Source organism: Cytobacillus oceanisediminis 2691 (assembly GCF_007678455.1).
GTDB classification, from domain to species: domain Bacteria; phylum Bacillota; class Bacilli; order Bacillales; family Cytobacillaceae; genus Mesobacillus; species Mesobacillus oceanisediminis_A.
In genome coordinates, this window is record NZ_VEEP01000008.1 from 172,044 (window position 1) to 195,527 (window position 23,484).

22 protein-coding genes are annotated in these 23,484 nt (G+C 44.7%); 6 read left to right on the forward strand and 16 right to left on the reverse strand.

Annotated elements, in window-relative coordinates; all coding sequences use genetic code 11:
- Positions 1 to 89: 89 nt before the first annotated feature.
- The 3 genes from FS736_RS16690 to FS736_RS16700 all read right to left on the reverse strand — a co-directional run bounded on the left by FS736_RS16690 (position 90) and on the right by FS736_RS16700 (position 4,681).
- Positions 90 to 989 carry an NAD(P)/FAD-dependent oxidoreductase gene (locus FS736_RS16690; RefSeq protein WP_144479315.1) on the reverse strand — a complete coding sequence of 300 codons (900 nt, stop codon included), beginning with the start codon at positions 987 to 989 and terminating at the stop codon, positions 90 to 92.
- Between the two features lie 172 nt (positions 990 to 1,161).
- Positions 1,162 to 1,830 (reverse strand): beta-phosphoglucomutase, encoded by a 669-nt coding sequence (pgmB, locus tag FS736_RS16695; RefSeq protein ID WP_144479317.1) that lies wholly within the window; start codon positions 1,828 to 1,830, stop codon positions 1,162 to 1,164.
- A 559-nt stretch (positions 1,831 to 2,389) separates the two neighbouring features.
- Positions 2,390 to 4,681, reverse strand: a complete 2,292-nt coding sequence (locus FS736_RS16700) for a glycoside hydrolase family 65 protein (RefSeq protein ID WP_144479319.1) — start codon at positions 4,679 to 4,681, stop codon at positions 2,390 to 2,392.
- A gap of 232 nt (positions 4,682 to 4,913) precedes the next feature.
- Between FS736_RS16700 and FS736_RS16705 the strand changes: the two genes are divergently transcribed.
- Positions 4,914 to 5,282: a cytochrome-c oxidase gene (locus tag FS736_RS16705; protein ID WP_144479321.1), complete on the forward strand. Its 369-nt coding sequence runs from the start codon at positions 4,914 to 4,916 to the stop codon at positions 5,280 to 5,282.
- A gap of 43 nt (positions 5,283 to 5,325) precedes the next feature.
- Here FS736_RS16705 and FS736_RS16710 read toward each other — a convergent pair whose 3' ends face one another.
- Positions 5,326 to 6,531: an MFS transporter gene (locus tag FS736_RS16710; RefSeq protein WP_144479323.1), complete on the reverse strand. Its 1,206-nt coding sequence runs from the start codon at positions 6,529 to 6,531 to the stop codon at positions 5,326 to 5,328.
- Positions 6,532 to 6,735: 204 nt separating this feature from the next.
- On the opposite strand from FS736_RS16710, the gene FS736_RS16715 reads away from it, so the two are divergent.
- A complete protein-coding gene (locus FS736_RS16715) occupies positions 6,736 to 7,581 on the forward strand; it encodes a hypothetical protein (RefSeq protein WP_144479325.1) in 846 nt (281 codons plus the stop codon).
- Positions 7,582 to 7,599: 18 nt separating this feature from the next.
- Here FS736_RS16715 and FS736_RS16720 read toward each other — a convergent pair whose 3' ends face one another.
- From FS736_RS16720 to FS736_RS16730, 3 genes are all read right to left on the reverse strand, one after another.
- Positions 7,600 to 9,834 (reverse strand): sensor histidine kinase, encoded by a 2,235-nt coding sequence (locus FS736_RS16720; RefSeq protein ID WP_144479327.1) that lies wholly within the window; start codon positions 9,832 to 9,834, stop codon positions 7,600 to 7,602.
- A complete protein-coding gene (locus tag FS736_RS16725) occupies positions 9,812 to 10,504 on the reverse strand; it encodes a response regulator transcription factor (protein WP_144479329.1) in 693 nt (230 codons plus the stop codon). The genes FS736_RS16720 and FS736_RS16725 overlap by 23 nt, the downstream gene beginning before the upstream one ends.
- Before the next feature lie 504 nt (positions 10,505 to 11,008).
- Positions 11,009 to 11,473 carry an HAD family hydrolase gene (locus FS736_RS16730; RefSeq protein ID WP_144479331.1) on the reverse strand — a complete coding sequence of 155 codons (465 nt, stop codon included), beginning with the start codon at positions 11,471 to 11,473 and terminating at the stop codon, positions 11,009 to 11,011.
- A 60-nt stretch (positions 11,474 to 11,533) separates the two neighbouring features.
- Here FS736_RS16730 and FS736_RS16735 point away from each other — a divergent pair, with 60 nt between their 5' ends.
- Positions 11,534 to 12,070 (forward strand): dihydrofolate reductase family protein, encoded by a 537-nt coding sequence (locus FS736_RS16735; RefSeq protein ID WP_144479333.1) that lies wholly within the window; start codon positions 11,534 to 11,536, stop codon positions 12,068 to 12,070.
- A 17-nt stretch (positions 12,071 to 12,087) separates the two neighbouring features.
- Here the strand turns inward: FS736_RS16735 and FS736_RS16740 are convergent, their stop codons facing one another.
- Positions 12,088 to 13,068: a DUF4179 domain-containing protein gene (locus FS736_RS16740; RefSeq protein ID WP_144479335.1), complete on the reverse strand. Its 981-nt coding sequence runs from the start codon at positions 13,066 to 13,068 to the stop codon at positions 12,088 to 12,090.
- Positions 13,046 to 13,579 (reverse strand): sigma-70 family RNA polymerase sigma factor, encoded by a 534-nt coding sequence (locus tag FS736_RS16745; protein ID WP_144479337.1) that lies wholly within the window; start codon positions 13,577 to 13,579, stop codon positions 13,046 to 13,048. The genes FS736_RS16740 and FS736_RS16745 overlap by 23 nt, the downstream gene beginning before the upstream one ends.
- Before the next feature lie 413 nt (positions 13,580 to 13,992).
- On the opposite strand from FS736_RS16745, the gene FS736_RS16750 reads away from it, so the two are divergent.
- On the forward strand, positions 13,993 to 14,370 hold the full coding sequence (locus FS736_RS16750; protein WP_144479339.1) for a VOC family protein: 378 nt from the start codon (positions 13,993 to 13,995) through the stop codon (positions 14,368 to 14,370).
- 124 nt (positions 14,371 to 14,494) lie between these two features.
- Here FS736_RS16750 and FS736_RS16755 read toward each other — a convergent pair whose 3' ends face one another.
- Entirely contained in the window at positions 14,495 to 15,370 is an 876-nt protein-coding gene (locus FS736_RS16755; protein ID WP_144479341.1) for an SGNH/GDSL hydrolase family protein, read from the reverse strand.
- Between the two features lie 260 nt (positions 15,371 to 15,630).
- Here FS736_RS16755 and FS736_RS16760 point away from each other — a divergent pair, with 260 nt between their 5' ends.
- Complete coding sequence (locus FS736_RS16760; RefSeq protein ID WP_144479343.1) at positions 15,631 to 16,887, forward strand: GGDEF domain-containing protein; 1,257 nt, start codon at positions 15,631 to 15,633, stop codon at positions 16,885 to 16,887.
- 745 nt (positions 16,888 to 17,632) lie between these two features.
- On the opposite strand, the gene FS736_RS16765 is transcribed toward FS736_RS16760, so the two are convergent.
- The 6 genes from FS736_RS16765 to FS736_RS16790 form a co-directional block, all read right to left on the reverse strand.
- Positions 17,633 to 18,013: a peroxiredoxin family protein gene (locus FS736_RS16765; protein ID WP_144479345.1), complete on the reverse strand. Its 381-nt coding sequence runs from the start codon at positions 18,011 to 18,013 to the stop codon at positions 17,633 to 17,635.
- 16 nt (positions 18,014 to 18,029) lie between these two features.
- Complete coding sequence (locus FS736_RS16770; RefSeq protein ID WP_144479347.1) at positions 18,030 to 18,377, reverse strand: DsrE/DsrF/DrsH-like family protein; 348 nt, start codon at positions 18,375 to 18,377, stop codon at positions 18,030 to 18,032.
- A gap of 161 nt (positions 18,378 to 18,538) precedes the next feature.
- Complete coding sequence (locus FS736_RS16775; protein ID WP_144479349.1) at positions 18,539 to 19,036, reverse strand: cupin domain-containing protein; 498 nt, start codon at positions 19,034 to 19,036, stop codon at positions 18,539 to 18,541.
- Between the two features lie 91 nt (positions 19,037 to 19,127).
- Positions 19,128 to 19,976 (reverse strand): KPN_02809 family neutral zinc metallopeptidase, encoded by an 849-nt coding sequence (gene ypfJ / locus FS736_RS16780; protein ID WP_144479351.1) that lies wholly within the window; start codon positions 19,974 to 19,976, stop codon positions 19,128 to 19,130.
- Between the two features lie 212 nt (positions 19,977 to 20,188).
- Positions 20,189 to 21,316 carry an NAD(P)/FAD-dependent oxidoreductase gene (locus FS736_RS16785; protein ID WP_144479353.1) on the reverse strand — a complete coding sequence of 376 codons (1,128 nt, stop codon included), beginning with the start codon at positions 21,314 to 21,316 and terminating at the stop codon, positions 20,189 to 20,191.
- Between the two features lie 129 nt (positions 21,317 to 21,445).
- On the reverse strand, positions 21,446 to 21,907 hold the full coding sequence (locus FS736_RS16790; RefSeq protein WP_144479355.1) for a DUF2243 domain-containing protein: 462 nt from the start codon (positions 21,905 to 21,907) through the stop codon (positions 21,446 to 21,448).
- 392 nt (positions 21,908 to 22,299) lie between these two features.
- Between FS736_RS16790 and FS736_RS16795 the strand changes: the two genes are divergently transcribed.
- The gene (locus FS736_RS16795) at positions 22,300 to 23,472 is read left to right on the forward strand and encodes an MFS transporter (protein ID WP_144479357.1); all 1,173 of its coding nucleotides are present in this window, start codon (positions 22,300 to 22,302) and stop codon (positions 23,470 to 23,472) included.
- Positions 23,473 to 23,484 lie beyond the last annotated feature (12 nt).

Sequence of the window (23,484 nt, forward strand, 5' to 3'; positions counted from 1 at the left end):
TGGAGATATCCTCCCTTCCAACCTGTAATTTCTTCGCCCAACCGGGACAGATTACTTTCACAAGGATGAAATAACCTTATAACAGCTAATTATTCCTTTTCCGCTAAAAGTGTCTTATGGATCCAGATGCTGGCCTGCATGCCGTCTCCCATCGCGATTGTTGTTTGCTCGGAATGGGCTACAAGGTCACCTGCTGCCCAAACGTTTTCGACATTGGTCATCTTGGTCCTTGGGTCCACTAATACATGCTTGTTTTTATGAAGGTCGACGCCAAGCTGTTGCGCGAGCTGCGATTTTACTTCATTTCCTCCAAAGGCCATGAAGCCGCGTTCCGACGTCAGCTTCTCACCATTTGCAAGCATAATCCCCCTGAAATCCGGACCATCCGCCAGCACCTTTTCAATTGGCCCTTCAACATACTTAATTCCCTTTTTCTTCATGGCGGACATTATATCCTCGGCCACTTCTTTGTTTTCATGATTCACATACGTGAGTTTATCAGTGAAATAATTCAGGGTCAGTGCCATGTTCGCACCAGGATTCCCCGACCCCATTACGATTGTCGACTTGTCTTTCACTTCATGTCCATCACAATCCGGACAGATATACACACTGATTCCCAAAGTAGGCATCAGCTCTGGGAAAGGGGGAATCCGGTCCATGACTCCTGTGGCAAGGAGCAATGTCTTCGCTTCGTAAGTATCTCCACTCTCCGCTTTGACTTCAAAACCAGCCCCTGTTTTTTTTGCAGCCTCAGCTTTTCCGATCACGAACTCCACGCCATACTGAGCAGCCTGTTTTCGGCCGATTTCCCTTAACTGTGGACCGCTTACTCCATCTGGGTAGCCAAGAATATTATGATAACTTTGGCATAATGCGGACCTTCCATCTCCTGCATCAAGCACCATTGTTTTATGATTGTAACGTCCGAGTTGAATCGCCGCCTGCAGTCCGGCAATCCCCCCTCCAACTATAAGGCAATCGTACATACTACTACACCGTCCTTTTTAAAAATTCCCATAGTAGCATATTTCCCTGTTAAAGAGCGGATAATCCAACAATTACTTTCTGAATGTTTTTACTAATACTAGTTATGACGAAACCAACAAAATGGCTCTTTTAAAAAACCCAGCCGCATAGCTGCGACTGGGTTTTGGAGTGTTAACTATTATAAACTTCTACGATTTTCTCAAATGAAAGCTTAGAAGTGCTGGTATAGACAATATCAGCATTTTCAAAGCTTTCCTTAGGACCGACAGCAACTGCATACATTCCGGCAGCTTTGATGGCCTGTACGCCAGCTGCTGCATCCTCGACACCGATGCAGGCTTCAGGCTCAACGCCTAGCATTTCGGCAGCACGCAGGAAGACTTCCGGATGCGGCTTGCCGTTTACGACTGTTTTTGCGTCAACGATGATATCAAATTCAGATTTCATCCCGAGCGACTCCATTACGGTGAACGCGTTCTTGCTTGCTGACGCAAGGCCTAGTTTTAGCCCATTATCTTTGATGTCCCTGATCAATTCCTTGATCGCCGGCAACAGGTCAACAGGAGTGATGTTCTGGATCAATGTCAGGTAGTGCTCATTTTTCTTCTCAGCCAATGCTTCTTTTTCATCAACTGAAAAATCCCCCATCCGGCCGCCAAGCTCAAGAATCTTTTCGAGAGAATCCATCCGGGAAACACCCTTCAGCTCCTCGTTGTCCTCACGGGTAAAAGTAATTCCCAAATCCTCAGCCAGCGCCTTCCACGCTAAAAAGTGGTATTCCGCTGTATCCGTAATGACCCCATCAAGGTCAAAAATAAAAGCTTTTAGTGGTCTAGTCATTGTCAAAACTCCTTTCACGAGTCATCCATGCAGTCTCAGAAGCAGATTCTGAGAATCATTGGACATTTCATTCCCACTCAAACACGCAAATGTCTATATAATTGCTTTTCTTGACTTCTCTTCGCCATTCACTATCCAAAATGTCTATTAAGACTCGGTTCTTGGACATTTCAACGCTTTCTACTCTCCAAAATGTCCATTAAAGCACCTTTCTTGGACATTTCAACAGCTTCTGCTCTTCAAAATGTCTATTAAACCGCTTTTCTTGGACATTTCATCCCTTCACACTCTCCAAAATGTCCATTAAACCACTTTTCTTGGACATTTCAACCCTTCACACTCTCCAAAATGTCCATTAAACCGCTTTTCTTGGACATTTCAACCCTTCACACTCTCCAAAATGTCCATTAAAGCACCTTTCTTGGACATTTCTACACCTTCCGCTCTTCAAAATGTCTATTAAATCCACCCTTTTTGGCCATTTCACTGCAATTCACACAGTAAAATCTTTCCCCAATGAGAGAGACCTTCAGGCTTGCCTAAAGATCTCTTCATCAACTTATTTCAATTTTACAGAAAGCTTGCCTTCTGCAGGGATGGTTACGTCCTCGCCGTAAAGTTTCATGGCGAGTTCTGGTCCTTGCTGTGTGAGGATGACGTTTTCCTGGTTCACTTCTACCTTGATGTAGTGGTCGCGGTAGATGATCTTGAAGCTGTATTGCTCCCAGGCTTTCGGGATGAATGGTGCGAATGACAATGTGCCTTCTGCTGTGCGCATGCCTGCGAAGCCCTGGACAATCGCCAGCCATGCACCTGTCATGCTTGTGATGTGCAGCCCGTCTTCTGTATCGTTGTTGTAGTTATCTAGGTCAAGGCGCGCCGTGCGGTTGTACATTTCGTATGCCTTCTCTTCCATGCCAAGCTCTGCTGCAAGTACTGCGTGGATGCTTGGTGACAGTGATGATTCATGTACGGTCATTGGCTCATAAAATTCAAAGTTGCGGCGTTTCTCTTCTTCTGTGAACTCGTGGTTGAAGAAGTATAAGCCTTGAAGCACGTCCGCTTGCTTGATGAAGCAGCTGCGCAGGATTTTATCCCATGACCAGTTCTGGTTGATTGGGCGATCTTCGGCTGCAAGCTCATCCACCGTCATCAAATCTTTATCAAGGAATGTATCGTGCTGAACGAAGACACCTTTTTCTTCATCGTAAGGGAAATACATTCTTTCAACGATATCCTGCCACTTAGCAAGTTCTTCAGTAGAGAATTCAAGGCCTTCGAGGCGCGCCTCATGGCCATTCTGCTTAAGTAAATCGATGACTTCAAGCGTGTATCGCAGTGTCCATACAGCGATACGGTTTGTATACCAGTTGTTGTTAACATTGTTTTCGTATTCATTCGGACCTGTTACGCCATGGATCATATAGACATTCTTGCTCTTATTGAAGTGAACTCGGTCAGCCCAGAAACGAGAGATGCCAGCGAGCACATCAATTCCGTATTCGTGGAGATAATCTTTATCCCCAGTGTAATTCACATAGTTATATATCGCATAGGCGATCGCACCGTTACGATGAATCTCCTCGAACGTGATCTCCCACTCATTGTGGCACTCCACGCCTGTAAAAGTAACCATTGGGTAAAGTGCACCCTTCAGTCCCTGCTGCTTCGCATTATGGTAGGCTCCTTCCAGCTGGTTGTGGCGATAGACAAGCAGGTTGCGTGCAACCTCTGACTCTGCAGTAGAAAGGTAGAGCGGAATTGCGTAAGCTTCTGTATCCCAGTAAGTAGCACCGCCATATTTTTCACCTGTGAAACCTTTAGGGCCGATGTTCAGGCGCGAATCTTCTCCATAATAAGTTGAGAATAACTGGAACAGGTTAAAGCGGATTCCCTGCTGTGCAGAGTCATCACCGGCAATTTCGATATCAGCAATTTCCCAGCGGCTCAGCCAGCCATTTCTATGCTCTTCCAATAACTGTTCGAACCCTTTTTCAACAGAACGATCAAGCACTTCACGCCCTTTTGAAACTAGTTCGCCAGCTTCATAGTCACGGTCGGTTGTAACAGCAACATATTTATAAAGGGTTACAGTTTGTCCCTGTTCAGCTTTCACTTCGATGACATTTTCTACGTATTCTGCTTTTTCATTTACTTCAACCTTTGACACATCGCCTTCGACAACCGTTTGCATAGTTGTCGCTACCTGGAAAGTCGGAGTGCCGAATGGGTTGTCTTTCGTCTTCATGACAAGGCTGCCGCTGTAGTCTGCAGCATCCCTGCTGACTTCATACCAGAAGTCCTCTTCATAGTTGGAGTCTTCATTGCGGACGTCCCCATCAAGATAAGGAACAAAGGTAACGTTTCCATTATAGTTTTTGGCAGTGACAGAGTAACGAATAGCGGCCAGCTCCTGATCAGCTACTGACAGGAAGCGAACGGCTTCTACTTCTGTTTCCTTGCCGTTTAGAGTGACGGTAAATTTTCGTGTCAAAATACCATGCTGCATATCAAGCTCGCGATAGTAATCGCTTACTTCAGCATTGTGCAAATCCAATTCTTCACCATCAATTAGTACTTTTATGCCGATAAAGTTCGTGGAGTTGATGACCTTTCCAAAATAATTCGGATAGCCATTTTTCCACCAGCCTACACGTGTTTTATCCGGGAACCAGACACCGGCAATATAAGAACCACGATGGAAATCCCCAGAGTATGTTTCTTCAAAATTCCCACGCATGCCCATATGTCCATTCCCAAGGCTCATGATGCTTTCAGCCAGGCGGAAATCCTCTTTATTTAAGTCCGTTTCGACGATCTTCCAGCTATCAATTCCAAATAATCTTTTCATAGCTTTATCTCCCTTTTAGAAGTTGTACAAACGTTTGCACTATTATATCATGAATTTCCGTAAAAATGACGAAAACAAAGGTGATATTTTTGTGTCATGGTGAACTTATTATTATTTTACTATCATCGTCGATAAGAAAAATAAATTTACCTATTTAATTAGTACATATGTTATAAATTTTCAGAACTTTTATATAATCTAAAAGAACTAATCAGAGAGGAGGAAAATAGCTTTGAGCATACGGTTTTTCAAGGTCGCTGCGGTCTATTTTGTTATTGCCATCATTCTAGGAATTGTTATGGGGATCGTGCATGATTTCACACTGTCCTCAGTGCATGCACACTTAAACTTGTTAGGCTGGGTCTCAATGGCACTGTTCGGGACGATTTATTATTTATTTCCGCAGGCAGGTAACAGCAAGCTTGCCTCAACGCACTTCTGGCTTCATAACATTGGAGTTCCGGTCATGCAGGGCGGGATTACATTATCCATGTTGGCAGGAGGAGTCATTTTCACCGTCTTTGCCATTGTGGGATCATTAGTCGTGGTCATTGGGGGCATTCTTTTTCTTGTGAATGTGTTCAAATATGTTCATGCTTGATTAAGATGAAAAAGTTCGCCTCCTCGAAGGCGAACTTTTTCTTTTAAGCCAGCTCTTTCTGCTTCGTCTCCGTACCCCAGAAAAATACTGCCGCGGCACCAATCAGGATCGCGATACAGAAGATCGTGAAGATGGCTGTGATCGATAGATTTTGCGCTGAGAGGTACGGGACCATCAGCGGTCCGACAATTCCGCCGATGCGGCCAAAGGATGCGGCCATTCCCGCTCCCGAACCGCGGATTGTCGTTGGATACTGTTCTGGTGTGTAGGCGTACAATGCGCCCCAGGCACCAAGGTTGAAGAATGACAGCAAAATTCCAGCTGTAATCAGCAATGCCAGCGAATCTGCCGTCCCAAAGAAATAGGCGCTGAGGGCAGTTCCAATTAAATAAACAACCAGCACGAACTTCCTTCCCGCTTTTTCAATCAGCCATGCTGCGGTAAAATACCCCGGAAGCTGGGCGAGAGTCATGATCAAGACGTATTGGAAACTCTTGATCAATGTGAATCCCTTCATGACCATCACGCTCGGCAGCCAGAGGAACATTCCATAGTAGGAAAATACAACACTGAACCATAGAATCCATAGCATCGCCGTTCTCTTGAAATGTTCCCTTGACCAGACCTCTGCGATGCTCTCCCTCATCGTCAGCCGTTCTTTCTTGGAAACCGCAAGGAATCTTGGTGAATCAGGCAAGTTGATACGAAGATACAATGCATACAATGCCGGCAATGCACTTAGGATTAACGCCATTTGCCAGCCAAACTTCGGAATGATGAAATATGAAATCAACGCTGCAACTAGCCAGCCTGCCGCCCAGAAGCTTTCAAGCAGTACAACGACACGCCCGCGTTTCTCCGCAGGCACACTTTCAGAAACAAGTGTGGATGCAACCGGCAATTCACCGCCAAGCCCCATTCCGATAAAAAACCTCAGCAGTAAAAAGAATGACAAGGTCGTTGCCATCGCAGATATTCCGCTTCCAGCAGAGAAAAGCAATAAAGTAATGATAAAGACGTTTTTCCGGCCGATCCGGTCAGCAAGCAATCCAAATACGAAGGCACCGACTGCCATTCCAATTGAGTTTACACTGCCAATCCACCCCATTTCCTTGCCTGTTAATCCCCAATCCACCTGAAGGGCAGCGATGACAAAGGATAGGATCCCCACATCCATTGCATCAAACATCCAGCCGAGCCCGGCAATCCCTAATAGCTTCTTTTCTGAAATCTCCTGTGACTTTTTCATAAAACCCTCCTGCAACACTAGCGAGATACAAATAGTTTCCCTAAAATGGGTTGTTTTAACATGAATTTTTGTGCTGCTTCTTTATATTACCACGTGTCTTTACACTAGTCATGATATAAATTTACAGGTTATGTTCCGGTAAATAATTTCAAAGAATTAGCAAACAGTATAGCTATATACTTTGTAAAAACTGGAGTGTTGGATATGAAAAAAAACAAACTCGCCACAAAGAACGCTTTTCCCTTTCTGCTGCTGGCTGTCGTTCATATCTTGCTTTTTTTCATATTCACGAAAAGATGCCGCCAAAAGAATATATGGACCCTGCTGCTTACCAATATCGGATTGGCTTATTTATTCGAGTACCCGGTCCTTAATTTGTTCAAAGGGTACTCCTATAAGCCAAAGGTCCTTAAGAAAAGAGCCCATGATCAAATTCTTGGGGCAATTTTATCGCAGGGGTTTTATGTTCCCATCACGGCTACGCTCCTTACTTTGTACCGAAAAAACGTGTACTGGAAGCTCGGCAGCACGCTGATTTATTATGGCATTGAACATTATTTCCTGCATTTGAAAATCTATAAAGCCTACTGGTGGAAGCCATCCTATACGGTATTCTTTATGAATATCTACTTTTATATCAGCGATTGGTTTTACAAAGCTTTGAATTCGGAGAAAAAATGGGCACTGGTGATAGCCCAATACCTGTCAACTGAGGTCATCTGTGTTACATTGCTATATATATCTGCGGTTGGCAGGAAAGTCCGCTTCGGACGGGGAATCTACCACTCATGGCGCGAGCATTTTATCATCGCTCCACTCTACAGCCTGGTCCGGGCAGTTTTCCTTGTCATCACCTCTTCAAGACAAGGGATCCTTCCAAGGCTGAACATGTTCATAGGATTGACCGGCATGGATTGGGTTCTGGTGAGGACCGGCCTCTTGAAATTGCATAAGCTCTGGAATATTCCATTCAATGCGGTGATGGTCCTGGTATCAAGGTATTTGTATATAATAATCCGCCAAAAACAGCCAAAGCCCCCCTCTGCATAGCAAAGGGGGGTGTTGGAGTTAAGCTAATTGGTCAAGGACGACTGTTACCTTGAACAGATCTCCGTCTACCTCAATGTCAAGCGAGCCTTCGTGCAGATCGATGATCGATTTGGCGATTGCCAGCCCGAGCCCGGAACCTTCTGTATGGCGGGACTGGTCACCGCGTTTGAAGCGCTCGAACAGTTCATCCAGGTCTTCTCCTAGCTCATATTTGGTGATATTTTTAAAAGTGAGCACCACCTGGTTTTGCTCTTCTTTTACCGAAATATAGACCCTCGTATTCTCCAGTGCATACTTCAGGATATTGCCGATCAGATTATCGAACACCCTCCAGAGTTTTTGCCCGTCAACAAATGCATAAACCGGATGATCCGGCTGGGAAACGCGCAGCTTTAATGAAGACTGGCTCAGCGCTTCGTTATGTTCGGCCAATGCCTGCTGCAGCAGCTGGTTAAGGTCGACCTTCTCCTTATTCAACTCGATATTGCCGCTCGCCATTTTCGTTGCTTCGAACAAGTCATCGATCAGCACCTTGAGCCGCTTTGATTTACGGTCGAGGATTTCGATGTAGGAATCACGGTCTTCAGGTGCGAGCTCAGGTGTCTTCAGCAGCTCAGTGTAGGTAATAATAGAAGTAAGCGGAGTCCTTAGATCATGGCTTACATTCGTAATCAATTCCGTTTTCAGGCGTTCACTTTTAGCCTGCTCTTTGTGGGAGGATTTCACAGTGTTTCTGAGCGCATTGATATTTGCTGCATGTTTCGCGATTGCAGATTTCCCTTTCACCGGTATGTCCGCACCTAAATTGCCTGCAGCCAATTCTTCTGTATGCTTCATTACTTTATTCAGGTAGCCAGCTTTCCTCATGATCATGATGAAAATCGGAAGACTGATGACACCAAAAGCGAATGCAATGACGATTATTTCTCCGCCGCCTGCTACAAGGACTGCAACAAACAGCATGCCCATCACAAAAACAAGCCCGAGGATTAAAAGCAGCTGGAATCCGATGCTCTTGATTAAAAACGCATTTAGAATGGAGTGATAGCTTTTTACTAACAAGCTGTTATTCAGGTCCTCTTTCAGCTTTGGCCAATCCTTGCGGTACTCTGATAGGAACCTCAGCTGAATCCACCCGAATGCCAGCAATGAAGCTGCAGCAACCAGACTGACGAACAGCTCGGTAAGGGTAGCGAATACATTTGAATGATAATAAACAAATTGTTCACTGATCAGAGTCATGGCCAGCAAAAGGAAAAACGCTGTCGTTAAAAGAATGACTGCCCTTACATCAAGCGGGATTCTCCCATAGAAGGGCTTCCACTTGTCGAATGAGCCTAAAACAGTTGCCGGTTTCCGTTTTGCCAGAAAATAACTTGCAATCAAGGCCGCAATACTCGCTAAAAGATAACCGAAAAAGAGTTTTTGGCTTTTCTGATAGTCTTTATAATTCATGATGGCGATGTTTTTTTCTGATGCGTGCTTAGAAAGCCCGATTTGGCCGATCATATCCCGGTCTTTTTGATTCTCGAGGATCGTTTCAGCCACTTCATTAAAGGGCAGGAAGTTTTCATTATAACCAGTGAACATATAGTTTTTTTGCAAACCCTCGTAATCCAGCACATAATACATATTTTTTTTATTCAGGTAGTCAGAGGCCGATTCACCTTTTGATAGATTAAGGTTCGTAATCACTTCTCCTGTTGTGTTGTCTTTAAGGTAATATTTGAAGGCATTCCCAAGATTGTTGAACTCGCGGCGGTAATTTTCCAGGTCCCGGTAAAACTCATCAATCTTCTTCTCTTTTTCTTTGACGATTTTAGCGCGGACATATTCATCACTATTAAAATTCTCCGTGATATCCGCAATCTTTTCGTCTCTTTCCTTCTTAAGGACAGCTTCTGCTGCATTGTTTTCTGAATCGATGGCCGCCCGGATTTGGTCTTCATATTGCATGCTAATATTAGAAATTTGATCACTGAGATTGCCGTATCTAGTACGATGCTCTTCAATTTCCTCATCAGAAACAGTGATTTGCTTTTTCATTTCTTCTTTCGGCATTTTATAGAGCTCAAACATATTCAGCATGGAAACAAATTGATCCATTTGCGAGTTATATTCTTCCGACTCAAAATAATCGCCTTGCATAAACCTGCTTCCGTTTGTCAGAACTGAAAAAATACCGCTTAAACCAAATGCAATCAGAAGTACCCAGGTTACAAATAAATACTTACTTTTCGATTTTATATCCAATCCCCCACACCACCTTCAAAAATCTTGGATTCTTCGGATCGATCTCTATTTTTTCACGGATCTTGCGGATATGGACGGCCACTGTGTTTTCAGCATTGTAGCTTGGCTCCTTCCACACGCGCTCATAAATATCATTGATAGAGAACACTCTGCCGGCATTCGTCATCAGCAGTTCGAGGATTTTGTACTCGATTGGCGTCAGTTTTACCGGTTCACCGTGAGCGGTGACCTCCTTCGAGGCCTGGTCAAGTGTCAGGCCATTCAGGTCAATCACCTTCGCCTTCCCTTCGTATGTACCGAGCGTGACATATCTCCTGAGCTGCGACTTCACCCTGGCGATCAGTTCAAGCGGATTGAACGGCTTCGTCACATAATCATCCGCACCAACCTGAAGCCCGAGAATTTTATCTGTATCCTCCGCCTTTGCACTCAAAATGATGATCGGGATGTTCTTGTCTTCCCGGATTCTGAACGTCGTGGTAATCCCGTCCTGACGCGGCATCATTACATCGAGCAGGATCAAATGGACCGGCTGCTCATTCAGCTTCTCGATCGCTTCGATTCCATCCGCCGCCTTGATGACCTTGATTCCTTCGTTCTTTAAATAAATCTCGATCGCATCCCGTATCTCTTTCTCATCATCCACGACAAGCACATTGTATTGTTCCAAGTTTGAAAACCCCCTTCCCTAACAGGCAAACTTTGATATTTTCTATTCTAGGCAGTGAACCTTAATATTCACTGAGCATAAATCTTAAGATTTTCTTAATAATGGTAAAAGTGGTGTGTGAATCTATTATATATTTTTGTGAAGGATGAGAGGAAAGGGATTTTTGAAGATGTTTTTTATAAATCTTACAGAAGAAATCGGCTCAATCCCCAGGATAGTGAGCCGGTTGGATAAGTTTCATGCCTTTTTATTATTGTTGAATCTTTTTATTGGCGGTTTTCACAATTTTATTGGCGATTTTTTAGTTTTATTGGCGAAAAAACAAATTTATTGGCGAATTCACCCTACTTTTTGACGAAAATCAGATTTTATTGGCGAACTGGAAATTTCGGTCGTTTTTTCCCAGTTTAGGGTCGGTACTTGGGAAGTTACAGTTAGTGTATGTAAAAAACCACACTATTACTGTGTTTTTTCCATCTGCGGTTTTTACTTTCCTTCAACCGGTTATTTTCGCAGCGTAGCGATCAACCGCTTGGGATTAAGCAGCAGATCCAACCCATCATTGATATCTTCAATCACCAGATCGCTTTTCAACAGTGTTGCCGTTGCGCAGCCTTCTCTTCCGGCTATGGCAATGGCGAGGTCGGATTCTGCGAACATCGATTCATCATTTGCTCCATTCCCCATGCAGAGCACGCCTTCCAGCCCCCGGACAAATTCCCCCTTCTCGTCTGTATGATTCTCTGACTTCAGAATTTGTACCGTGACAGGCAGTCCCTCACACTGCCGGACCACACTGCCGTTTGTATCCGCTGTAATGACATGAATCTCCATTTCCCTGCTAAGCAGCTGGATTCTTTCACCTACGCCAGAGATCAGCTCGCCGCCAAAAGCAATCGTTCCGTTAAAATCAAGGACCAGATGATGCAGGTTGAACTGGCCTCTCCCTGGAATATTCAAGTCAAGCATGCAGATGCCCCCTCAAATTTGATAGAATAACGTTATTATACACCTGCATGGAGGATATCGATGAAAAATAACAAAGTCATACTGTATATCGCAATGAGCCTGGATGGCTATATCGCCAGGCCGGATGGGGCTGTTGACTGGCTGGATGAAGTTGAAGGTGTTGGCGATAATGGTTACGGTAAATTTTACGCCCAGGTCGGAACGGTGATCATGGGTCGGAAAACGTATGAGGAAGTTCTGAAACTGACGGATGAGTTCCCTTATGCCGGTAATGACTGCTATGTTCTAACGCGGCAGTCCCAGGAAAGCACTCCTCATGTGACGTTTACCGATGAAGACCTGGAAACACTGGTCTCCCGTGTCAAAAAAGTTTCTGATGGGTATGTCTGGCTTGTCGGCGGCGGAGTGCTTGTGAGACAATTCCTTGAAAAAAAGCTGATCGACGAGATGGAACTTTATATCATTCCTAAAACAATTGGCGAAGGAATCCCGCTGTTTCCCGATGGCACACCACCTTCTGATTGGGAATTAGCCAGCACAGGGCGCTACGGTCAGATTGCGGCACTGAACTATAAATTGAAAAAAGGCGCTGAATGATATCCAGCGCCTTTTCTTTATAATTCAATTTTGACTGACTCTAGTTCTTCTCCTGATTCCAATGCTGGCTTGACTTCAATAAAATCCGACTCTAATACCATTGGGATTGTGACCCGTCTCTTCTCCGTAACCAAGCCATTTTCGATTTCCCTTCCAATCTTGGTATCCGAAGTCCCTCCAATGATTTCCTTGCCCTTACCATCGAAAAGATCAATCATGACGCTTTGTCCGCCTTCTGGATAGCTCATTGTATATTCAATTGCTGTCGAGGATTTTCCCGTAATCAGTTTTTCGAGCGTGACTTTATGCTGACCAAGTTCAGTTGACTGACCTAGTTCGACCGTTTCATACGGCAGCTGCAAAATCGGTACATCAAAATTCCATTTCCCCTGTTCGTCCTTCCAGCTGTCATCAATTTCACCAATACCGAGGAAGTTCAACGGCAAATTCATTTCTGCCGGCAGCCCGCTTCTCGGGTAGCTCAATTGGATATGCCCTTTATAGCCAGCTCCATCCGGCACCAATTTCACCAGTTCCATTGTTTCTTCTATATTAGGGTCACGGTCGAAGATTTCATAGAATGCGTAAATATCATCCTTATCTCCTTTGACTTCACCCTTAACATCAAAAGTCACCCCGATAATCGCCCCATCATAGTAGGCTTCTGTAACTGTCACATCAATACCATCATATGTTGCCTTTTCGTCCAATTCGGTAATCAGTTGTTGAGAGGCCAGGTTTTCAGCTACCTTGTCATGCTCATACAATTTTGCCAGTAAAGGGATTTCAGCCATCACACTTGCCATAGATGGGAACATGAAACCTGATGAGATGAAAAGAGCTGCAGCAGCTGCTGATACTGCCCCTGCTTTAAATAGCGGCCGCCGTTTAGGTTTCATTTTGCTTCCTTTCCGAACACCCGCCTGAATTGCGCTTACGACATCTTCTTCAGGCACATCAATCTCGCCGACGAATTCAAGAAACGTTTTCTTTTCCATTTACCTCGCCTCCCAATCTATTTTTCAATTCCTTTCGGCCACGCTGCAGATAGGTCTTAACGGTATTCTCGGGTATGTCCATCATTCTGGCAATCTCGCTGATTGACAGGTCATGATAGTAAAACAGGATAATCGCTGTTCTATGCTGTTCTTTCAGCAGAGTAATGGCCTCCATCAAATCCAGGTTCTCCGCGACCCTATTATCACTGCTCGAAGGCAGCTCAACCAGTTCGTTCACCGGCATTTCTTTTTTCCTTTTTTTCAAAATGTCATAAGCACAATGAATCAAAATCCTCGTCAGCCAGGTTAAAAAGTATTGTTCATTCTTCAGCTGCCCAATCGCCAGAAATGCCTTGCATGAGGTTTCCTGGACAATATCAAGGGCATCCTCTCTGTTCCCCGCATATAAAAAAGCGGTTCGGTATAATCGCTCACTATGTAAAATCAACAGCTCTTCGAAAGACCTGGCATTCCCCTTCACTGCTTTCTTCACTAGCCTTTCTTCTTTCATTTCCTGACCTCCTTTCACTTTTTAGAGCAGAATCAGGTTAAAAAAGTTTCAACATTTCCGAGATTATTTTTCTAATAGTTTGGAGATTACCACGAATTCATTTATATTGATAGACTACCTTACAATGTGAAGTTATGACTATCTTCTTCGCAAGCATTTATAAAAGCCTTGCAGGAGACGCCAAACCCCTGACCACTTTGGACGAGTCGAAAAGAATCACACCCCCACACATGTGATTGTCGGAACTAAGGATTTGTTAGGCGAAAAGAATTTCCAGAAAGCGGAAGGACTTTTCGGCCAGCAACTAGAAATAAAAAGTTATCAGATGGGCCATTTTCCATCACCTGAAAACCTTGAAAAAATTGATACAGACATAAGGGCCTTTCTGAAAAAACACTATTAGGAGACAAGTCATGCAATCAAACCAAATTAAAAAAATTGGTCAAATCGGCATCCCTGTTAAAAATATTGAAAGAGCCACTGCCTTTTATCAGGAAAAATTAGGGCTGCCACTTTTATTCAATACCGATACAATGGCATTTTTCGATTGTGGCGGTGTCAGACTCTTGTTAAGCATCCCGGAAAATGAGCAATTTGCCCACCCGAGTTCCGTACTTTACTTCCAGGTTGAAAATATCAGAGCAAAATATGAGGAGCTTCTGTCAATTGGGGTGAATTTCGCAGGTGAACCGCATGTTGTAGCGAAAATCGGCAATACAGAAACGTGGATGGTGTTTTTTATGGACTCTGAAGAAAACACCCACGCCTTTATTTCTGAGGTTGTTGCATAGAAAGTTGTTTTCGTATGGATTTTTACTGACCTGGGGGTTCTTCGATGATCCTTTTGTATCGGATATGCGAAAAGTAACTTCTTAAAAACAAAAAAGGATACTGCCACATTCGCAGGACCCCTTTTTACTGGATTGCTTTCAGTTCATTCTTTTTAAGGAATAGCTCGATTTGATGAGCGGCCATCATCCCAGCTGTGCTGTTCAAATGGATGCCGTCCGTCAGCAGCAAGTATCCGTTTCGGACCGATATGCGGTCAAGGCTGTAACCGTACACGAAATGGTCGGTGACCGCTTTTTCGTACAGCTTCATGCTGTTTTTCAGCGAGCGTCCCCTCGTCTGGCCTTTTCCCTTTAGATAGGCTTTTAATTTTTCATTGAATGGAAGGTAGGAAACATTGTGTATTTCCGCGATTTTCTTGATGACGTCATTGTACTGGTCAATTTCCTTATTCGCTTTGGAAAAGAGGTTCTCACCAGCCACCGGCAGTGACAAAAGCCCGATATTGGCATGTGTTTCTGCTTTCAGTCTTGCAACAATCAGGGCAAGGTTCTTTTCATACACCAGTAATGACGGCTTTTCTAATTGCTCCGCAAGCTTGATATTCTTCCTGGCAAACTCAGGAGCTATTTTAGCTGAGGCGTCATTCAAGCCGACCAGGAGCACTACATAATCCGGCTGGCATGCAATCACGCTGTCCAGGCGCTGGAGGACGTCATAAGCCGTACTGCCATTCACGCCTGCGTTGATAAATTGGTAATCCTGGCAGCTCCGCCTCCTGGCTGCGTCATCAACGAAATTGTAGCTGATATTTCCATGGACTACATCGCCGCCGACCACAGCCACCAGCCTTTTGCCTTCCTGGTGCAGGCCTTTTTCCAGAAAAGCATGCGGATTATTGGCAGGCAAGTGTTTCAACCTGCTCTTCCGCTGGTAGTACAGTGATAAACTTACCGCAGCGGTCAACAAAAGCACTAAAATTCCGCCAAATAGTAATTCCATGTAAAACCCCTCTTCATTATATATTAATTAAATATTCTGAATATATATAATAAAATATTCGACAAAAAGCAGAATAATCCCTTTTCTGAGGGTTGTCTCCTGACATTAAAAGATTATAAATCCATTATAGCCCTTTATGATATGTGACAGACAATGAAATGGCACAAAAATTTGCACAAATCAAAAAATTACTTTGCAACTTTATTTAGAATTAGGATAAAATTAGGATGGTAGAGTTTGGGAGAGGGGAATTTTTACCTATGCTGAAAGCTAGGTTGTATGATTTTACATTATTTTTTGCTGCTATTGCCGTTGCTTTTGGTCTGGGTGTCTTTACATTAGATAAAAATGTGTTTTTAATCGCATTATTCATTTATTGGTTATTCTCAACCCTTTACAATCATTTACGGATCACCGCGCAAAACGGGACACTGAAATTCGACTACGGAATCAGCTATAGTTTATCCTTCGGGATTTTCGCGGGACCGATTGGACTATTTATTTTCGAGACCATCCTCCGATTCACTGTTTACTTTTCAAGGAAAAGTTCAAAAACCGCTGATGAAGATGAATTCTGGGATACATTTTACAATATAGGCGCACATGCGCTGATTTACTCCATTGGTTACTTTTTGTTTCAATGGGGATACGAGGCGTTCAATAACATACCATTTGGTTTCTGGCTCTTGATGTGCATCCTGACTGTGACAACTACTTTAATTTCCTATACTTTTTTATCGACTGCCTTTTTTATCATGGGCGAAATCAAGAATGTCAAGCAGGCTGTCAGGTTTTTCCGGGAAAGCAATAACTGGCTTGACCTGGGTAAAACAGCGTTCACGAATGGCCTGCTGCTGCTGTTGCTGACAGAACAGAAATGGGACATGGTCGTCGGCCTGTTCATCCTGAACTACCTTGTGAGCCGCTCCTTCCACTCGAAGTCGCAAAGCATCAAAAACAAGATTGAACGGGACAAGTTCGAACAAATGGCCTATACGGACTTCCTGACCAGGATTCCAAACAGAGCATTCATGGATAAAAAAATGTCCGAATTAAACAAGGCTGGTGAAACAGTCGGCATCGTCGTAGCCGATATCGATAAATTCAAGCTGATCAATGACTCGTACAATCATGCGGTGGGAGACCGGGTCATCCAGCATTTTGCCAATACTCTCAAAAGCTATTTATCTGCGGACGACTACGTTTTCCGCAGCGGGGGAGAAGAGTTCACCTTGATCCTGAGGAATAAATCCCTTAACCAAACCATCGATCTCGTTGAAAAAATCCGTCATGGAGTCGAAACAAGCTCAGTCGAAGTCGATTATCAATCCGAGAAACATAAAGTTAGCATCACCTCTTCCTTTGGGCTGTATTACTTCAAAGTAAACCAGTATACCTCCATGGAAAAAGGCTACATCTACGCTGACCAGCTCCTGCTGCAATCGAAGGAGCTCGGCAAAAACAAAGTCACCGTCAAGGACGAGCTACCTCAGAAGACCCCGGTGAATGCCATGTAAAAAGACAGAGAACGCGTATCTCTGTCTTTTTTTCGTTTGAAGTGTGGCCAGGTGCTGATTTTGACAACTTTGATGTTGTGCACCTCAAACCTGTCTGAATTCAGGGCTTTTTTTGACAGCTTTTCTGCTTTGCGCCTCGAACCTGTCTGAATTCCGAGCTTTTTTTGACAGCTTTTGGGCCTTCCGCCTCAAACTTGTCTAAATCCAGTTGTTTTTTTGACAGCTTTTCTGCTCTGCGCCTCAAACCTGTCTAAATTCAGAGCTTTTTTAGACAGCTTTTAGGCCTTGCGCCTCAAACCTGTCTAAATCCAGTTGTTTTTTTGACAGCTTTTCTGCTCTGCACCTCGAACCTGTCAGGATCCAGGGCTTTTTTTGACAGCTTTTAGGCCTTGCGCCTCAAACCTGCCCAAATCCAGAGCTTTTTTTGACAGCTTTTCTGCTCTGCTCCTCGAACCTGTCAGAATCCAGGGCTTTTTTTGACAGCTTTTCTGCTCTGCGCCTCAAACCTGTCTGAATTCCGAGCTTTTTTTGACAGCTTTTGGGCCTTCCGCCTCAAACTTGTCTAAATCCAGTTGTTTTTTTGACAGCTTTTCTGCTCTGCGCCTCAAACCTGCCCAAATCCAGAGCTTTTTTTGACAGCTTTTCTGCTCTGCTCCTCGAACCTGTCAGAATCCAGGACTTTTTTTAACAGCTTTTCTGCTCTGCGCCTCAAACCTGTCTGAATTCCCCTGCATTCAGCATCATCTTAAAAATGCATGAATAAATCTGCGGATGCTGCTTCGTTTAATAGCCACTTGATTGGTACTTGTTCGGCGGGGTAGATAAACTCGAAATTGTCTTTCACATCGAGATCCACGACATACAGTTGGGCTCCCATTTCGACGGCGATTCCAAGGAGGTCATGGACGGATGCCACACCAAAGTCATTCAATGCGTTTGATAGATACTCCAAATCCTCGGACGGGACTGATATATACCGTTTATCGAGGATATTCACTCCTTTGCGGGAAAATGCAAGGATGACATCCGCACCTGAGGAGGCAGCCCCGACCGCTACATTCAGGGGAGGGTACGCCGACTCCAGTTCATCATGCATGGCCATCACAACTACCTTCTTCTTCTCCATCAGGCCTTCACCTCCATCAGTAACTTAGCACCGCATCTGCCTGGTAAGCGGCTTCTAAAAAAGTTGCAACACCTGACAACTCTGCTCCTTCAACAAGTTCCAGCCCATCAGCGATCAGCACATTCATCTGGCAGCCAAAGAACTTGATTCCCAAATCCATCGCCTGCTTCATCTGTTTTTGCAAATCGATATTGTGGGTTCTTTCCATGATCTTCAAATATCGTTTATCCAGCACCCTGGCGCCGTCCAAATCAAAGAAAATCGCTACCTCATTGTCTTCCTCTGCTTTTTTCAGGGCTTTTTTCAAAACATAAGGAACATTTGAGCTCAATGAAACGAAATAAACAAATTTTTTTTTGGCCATCGGCGACCCTTCTTTCGTTAGTTTGCTACAACTATTTATTTTGTCCAAACGATGATTTAACATGAACAGTTCACATTATTATATACCCAATATGGTATATTTAGAAGCAAAAAAAACAGACAGCCCTGGGTTACAATTCCCTGCTGCCTGTCCACCTTTCCTTATTTTACCCATTTTTGAAGAAGTGGTCCTGATTCCCCATATACCGGATCCGTTTCCGGCACGGGTACGTATTTAATTTGGGAGAGAGCCTGCGCCCGTGTGCCAGGGTCTTCTGTTTTCAAATCCGGCTTCCTTCCGTTGGGATAGGCACCCACGACTGCAAAATCCTGGCTGCTGTCAATCTTCTTGTGGCCAGTCCCAGCCGGCAGGACAACTACATCTCCGGCTTTCAGCTCAAGACGCTCTCCGCTGTCCCCGCCGATTTGCACGGTTGCGCTGCCTGCTTTCACGCCTAACACCTCATGGGTGTTGGTATGATAGTGGTGGTAATCGTAAATATCACCCGTCCAGGTTCCTGTCCAGTTATGCTGCTCGAATTGTTCCTCCATGCTTAAGTTGCCGTCAAAAACACCCTGGTAGACAATGACCGGCAATGTCGGATTGTTTGGAATATCACCTGTGTCCTGTGCAAAAAACGATTGTATTTGTGTTCCCATTGTGGAATCTGCTCCTTTCTTTTAAAAGGTTAAAAGTTAAGTGCCACCCACAATGATGGCATCGGCCAAAAAGGCCTCTGCTTATCTCTACCTAAAATCCTCGTGTGTTAAACGTGTCTCCCTGTTCAAGGTTGCCTGCTTTATAACCTTTGTAGAACCAGCTCTTTCTTTGTTCGGATGTACCGTGTGTGAAGCTTTCCGGAACGACATAGCCCTGTGACCGTTTCTGGATGGTGTCATCCCCGACGGCACTTGCTGCATTCAGTGCTTCCTCAAGGTCGCCTTCTTCAACCACACCCATCCCCTGGGCATGGTGCGCCCATACGCCTGCCAAATAATCTGCCTGCAGTTCAAAACGCACTTGATATTTATTGAATTCCGTCTGATCCAGCTTGCCGCGAAGTGAATTCAGTTTATCGGATGTTCCCAATAATGTTTGCACATGGTGGCCGACCTCATGGGCAATGACATATGCCATCGCGAAATCACCAGGCGCCTGGAATTTAGTCTGTAGTTCATCATAAAAGCTCAGGTCGATATACAGCTTCTGATCACCCGGACAGTAAAACGGCCCTACCTGTGAACCCGCCATTCCGCAGGCTGACTGAACACTCCCGGAATACAGCACGAGAGTAGGCTCCTGATATTCCATTCCTTGTTCCCTGAATACATCGGACCACACTTCCTCTGTATCGGCCAGGACGACTGAAACGAATTGGGCAAGCTCCTCTTCCTCTGCTGTTTGCTGGTAAGGAGCGGGCGACTGGTTACCGCCATTCGTCATATTGTTGAGGACATCACCCATATCGCCCCCTCCGAGGAAGGTCATGACTACCAGTAGGATGATCCCGCCAATGCCGCCGCCCATGAGCATGCCTCCGCCGCCTCTACCCCTTCTATCTTCTACATTGCTGCTCGCTCTTCTGCCTTTCCATTCCATGTTGATGGTTCCTCCCTGCTTTATAAAAAACAATGATTGGACATGCTAATTGATTTCCTTAGTGTTATACCCGCTATGAGGCGATTTATTTGCGTTTCCAGGAATATTTTTTGCAGCAGCAATGGTTTCCAGAAAATCAAAGAATAACCTGCAGGGGTAACTTAAAAAAATTAAAGCAGTTCACCCAAAAGTGAACTGCTTCCCGTCATTGCCTAGGAAATATCCATGACTATTGCTTCTGATAGATCGTACAAGGCAAGATCAATATCCAATTTTCTGCCTGATGCAAGTTGGGCAAGCTGGTACCCAAGATATGGACCGACTGTCAGGCCTGAGGACCCGAGTCCATTTGCCACGAACAGATTCTCGAACCCTGGAACCTGCCCAATGATCGGGAGGAAGTTTGGAGCGACAGGGCGGAAGCCTACTTTCGTTTCAATAAAAGTCCCATCTGCCAGGCCAGGTGCTGCCTCCAAGCCTTTATCAAGTATTTCATGCATACCGCCCAGGGTCGGCCGCCGATCATATCCCATATCGTTTTCATGTGTGGCGCCAATCACTACTTTTCCGGCATCGAAAGCCACGATATATTGATTATTCGGCGGCATCACAACAGGCCAGTCTCCCGTTTTCTTGTTTTCGAGTTGCAGATGGACGATTTGGGCTTTTTGAGGAGTGATTTTCAGCTCCATCCCAAGCGGCCTTAACAGCTCAGGCGCCCATGCACCTGCTGTGATGATCAACTTATCCGCTACATATCTCGTTCCGCTGACAATGGCCCCTGTTACCTTGCCGTTGGAAAAATCAAGGTCCGCACTTCCTTCTATCCACCTGGCACCGTGTTTTTGTGCAGACGCTAATAATGCCTGCCGAAGCAGACGCCCATTCACACGTGCAGCCCCGCTTACATGGACAGAAGAAAACGCCTCGGATAGCGGCGGGAACAACGCTCTTGTTTCCTCCGTACCAAGCTGCTGGATATTTCCTATATCAGGTGCTTCCCCCCTTCTTTGTATCGCTCTTTCTTCCATTTTGACTAATTTCTCTGAAACGGTATGGAGGCTTATAGCACCTGTTCGCTTATAGCCGGTTTCATGTTCACCATCTTGTTCTAGCTGTTCTATCAGCGATTTATAATAGGCAGCCCCATTTTTCGCTAGGAAATACCACGCCTTGTTTCGCCGCTGGCTCAGCCACGGACAGATGATCCCGGCAGCAGCGTCTGTTGCCTGCCCCGGCTCTCCTCGATCAATGATTGTCACACTCTTTCCGGCCTTCGCTAAATGATAAGCAGTAGAGGCACCCAGAATTCCTGCCCCGATGACTACATATTTTTCCATCCAAACACCTTTTTCTGTAAAAGTTTCCTGTTTACCATTCTACAGAAATTCCGTTACAGACTCAAAAGGCTTATGTCAATTGAACTCAAAGGTATGTACAGAGGGATCGTTCTGTACATGAATTATACCTCATTCAACCTTGCCATTGGCAGGACGTTTTCTTCGAATTGCCTCTCCGGCGATCACCAGCAACAATCCTAACGCCAGGAAGGAAATATCATAAAATAGAGCGTTTGGATCGCCTGGTTTTACACGATGGATTTTTAAAAGGTGATGGTTTATCAAACCCTCAACCAAATTGAAAATGCCTGCTCCGGTTAAAAATCCGCCAACAAGCCGGTTAACCCCCCGTGATACCTCTGACGGTCTGCCTGCCAGCCACAAGAGGATCCCTCCTATGACCAGAGCGACTGTCACACCAAAATGGAAGATTCCATCACTTGCTATCTGCCCAGGCCTGGTTGTATCCGTTACAACGCTATGCCACTGGAGCAATTGGTGAAAAATAATGCCGTCCATCGCCCCCATAAACCCAAAGCCAAGAATAAAACTGCCTATTCCAAGGAAATTTTTTTTCGTTTTTGGGCTCATTGCAAAACTCCTCTCGGGATATATTTCAACTTTTGATTTATTTATCCAAACTGACCGGCAACTAACCTTTTATCAGGATGAAAAAGGTTTTGATAATGAAAAAGTTTTTAAGACTCTCTTTTCGCTATACCCCCACGGTTTCTGATATAATTTTCTTTATCGTTAAAAGTTATCGTTAAAGGCTGTTTTCGTAAAGATTGTTGTTAAAATCCTAAAGCCGATTTTAACGTGGTAAAAAGCCATTTGCAGTTCGGAATTAAGTGTGCAGGCTCTTTTCTCATCATTAACTTTAATTTTGTGGACAAAAACAGGTCATTCAATCCCAATTATGTTGCCAAAAGCAACAAAGTTTGAGAAAAGAGCTTAGTTAAAATAATGGAGTGAAAACGAAAATGAATACAAAAAAGGCTCTGCCTATTTTATTTTTAGTCATGTTCCTAGTGATGGTCGGATTTGGGATCATCATTCCAGTCATCCCTTTCTATGCGGAGGAAATCGGGGCGACACCCACACAACTTGGGCTGTTAATGGCCGTTTACTCGCTGATGCAGTTTTTATTCGCGCCAATGTGGGGACGCATTTCAGACCGGATTGGCAGGAAGCCGGTCATCATGATTGGTATTCTTGGATTGTCTCTATCCTTTTTCCTGATGGCCATATCAACCCAGCTTTGGATGCTATTTACGGCACGGATTATCGGCGGTTTTCTGTCATCGGCCAATATGCCGACGGTAATGGCCTATGTCGCAGACATCACCTCTGAAGAGGACCGCGGAAAAGGGATGGGAATCATCGGTGCTGCTGTTGGACTGGGCTTCATCTTTGGTCCAGCGATCGGCGGTGTATTTTCCAAAACAAGTTTGAGTACACCATTTTACATTGCTGGTGCCACTTCACTTATCACGTTCTTAGTTGTCACCTTTGTATTAAAAGAGTCCCTTTCTGCGGATCAGCGCAATAGTGAGGAACGGGAGCGCACTTCATTAATGAAAGCTTTCACTGGACCTTTGTCCATGTTGTTTTTGCTTCAGTTGTTCGTTTCCCTTTCGCTATCGGGGCTTGAGGCAACTTTTGCCTATTTCGCTGCGGAAAAAGCAGAACTCGGCTCAGTTGAATTGGGCTATATTTTCATGATCATGGGACTTGCCGGTGCTGTTGTGCAAGGCGGATTAGTCGGCAGATTGACGAAGACACTAGGCGAAGGAAAGGTCATACAGCTCGGCATTGTCATTTCTGCAATAGGTTTTGGATTGATTCTCCTGACTGAAGGTTTTGGCACAGCCGCATTATTCCTGACCATTTTCGGAATCGGCAACGGATTGATCCGGCCAAGTGTATCTTCATTACTGACAAAAAAGTCGACGACTGGTCATGGCGGAACAACTGGGCTGCTCTCATCCTTTGACTCCCTCGGCAGGATTATCGGGCCTCCTCTAGGAGGATGGCTGTTCTCGATTGCTATTGGGTTGCCGTATATTTCAGGGATTGTACTCTCAATTATTGCTCTGATGCTATATCAATTCTATCAAGCACGGACAAAAACATCCCATTCGATAAATCAATAAATGTAAAGAGGA

What these genes read in the sequence shown, in the direction of transcription:
- ypfJ (WP_144479351.1), bottom strand. Translation starts at nt 19,976, where the DNA reads ATGGAATGGAAAGGCAGAAGAGCGAGCAGCAATGTAGAAGATAGAAGG.
- FS736_RS16735 (WP_144479333.1), top strand. Translation starts at nt 11,534, where the DNA reads ATGAAAAATAACAAAGTCATACTGTATATCGCAATGAGCCTGGATGGC.
- FS736_RS16790 (WP_144479355.1), bottom strand. Translation starts at nt 21,907, where the DNA reads ATGAGCCCAAAAACGAAAAAAAATTTCCTTGGAATAGGCAGTTTTATT.
- FS736_RS16770 (WP_144479347.1), bottom strand. Translation starts at nt 18,377, where the DNA reads ATGGCCAAAAAAAAATTTGTTTATTTCGTTTCATTGAGCTCAAATGTT.
- pgmB (WP_144479317.1), bottom strand. Translation starts at nt 1,830, where the DNA reads ATGACTAGACCACTAAAAGCTTTTATTTTTGACCTTGATGGGGTCATT.
- FS736_RS16795 (WP_144479357.1), top strand. Translation starts at nt 22,300, where the DNA reads ATGAATACAAAAAAGGCTCTGCCTATTTTATTTTTAGTCATGTTCCTA.
- FS736_RS16730 (WP_144479331.1), bottom strand. Translation starts at nt 11,473, where the DNA reads ATGCTTGACTTGAATATTCCAGGGAGAGGCCAGTTCAACCTGCATCAT.
- FS736_RS16745 (WP_144479337.1), bottom strand. Translation starts at nt 13,579, where the DNA reads ATGAAAGAAGAAAGGCTAGTGAAGAAAGCAGTGAAGGGGAATGCCAGG.
- FS736_RS16755 (WP_144479341.1), bottom strand. Translation starts at nt 15,370, where the DNA reads ATGGAATTACTATTTGGCGGAATTTTAGTGCTTTTGTTGACCGCTGCG.
- FS736_RS16700 (WP_144479319.1), bottom strand. Translation starts at nt 4,681, where the DNA reads ATGAAAAGATTATTTGGAATTGATAGCTGGAAGATCGTCGAAACGGAC.
- FS736_RS16740 (WP_144479335.1), bottom strand. Translation starts at nt 13,068, where the DNA reads ATGGAAAAGAAAACGTTTCTTGAATTCGTCGGCGAGATTGATGTGCCT.
- FS736_RS16765 (WP_144479345.1), bottom strand. Translation starts at nt 18,013, where the DNA reads ATGGAGAAGAAGAAGGTAGTTGTGATGGCCATGCATGATGAACTGGAG.
- FS736_RS16760 (WP_144479343.1), top strand. Translation starts at nt 15,631, where the DNA reads ATGCTGAAAGCTAGGTTGTATGATTTTACATTATTTTTTGCTGCTATT.
- FS736_RS16715 (WP_144479325.1), top strand. Translation starts at nt 6,736, where the DNA reads ATGAAAAAAAACAAACTCGCCACAAAGAACGCTTTTCCCTTTCTGCTG.
- FS736_RS16750 (WP_144479339.1), top strand. Translation starts at nt 13,993, where the DNA reads ATGCAATCAAACCAAATTAAAAAAATTGGTCAAATCGGCATCCCTGTT.
- FS736_RS16690 (WP_144479315.1), bottom strand. Translation starts at nt 989, where the DNA reads ATGTACGATTGCCTTATAGTTGGAGGGGGGATTGCCGGACTGCAGGCG.
- FS736_RS16710 (WP_144479323.1), bottom strand. Translation starts at nt 6,531, where the DNA reads ATGAAAAAGTCACAGGAGATTTCAGAAAAGAAGCTATTAGGGATTGCC.
- FS736_RS16785 (WP_144479353.1), bottom strand. Translation starts at nt 21,316, where the DNA reads ATGGAAAAATATGTAGTCATCGGGGCAGGAATTCTGGGTGCCTCTACT.
- FS736_RS16775 (WP_144479349.1), bottom strand. Translation starts at nt 19,036, where the DNA reads ATGGGAACACAAATACAATCGTTTTTTGCACAGGACACAGGTGATATT.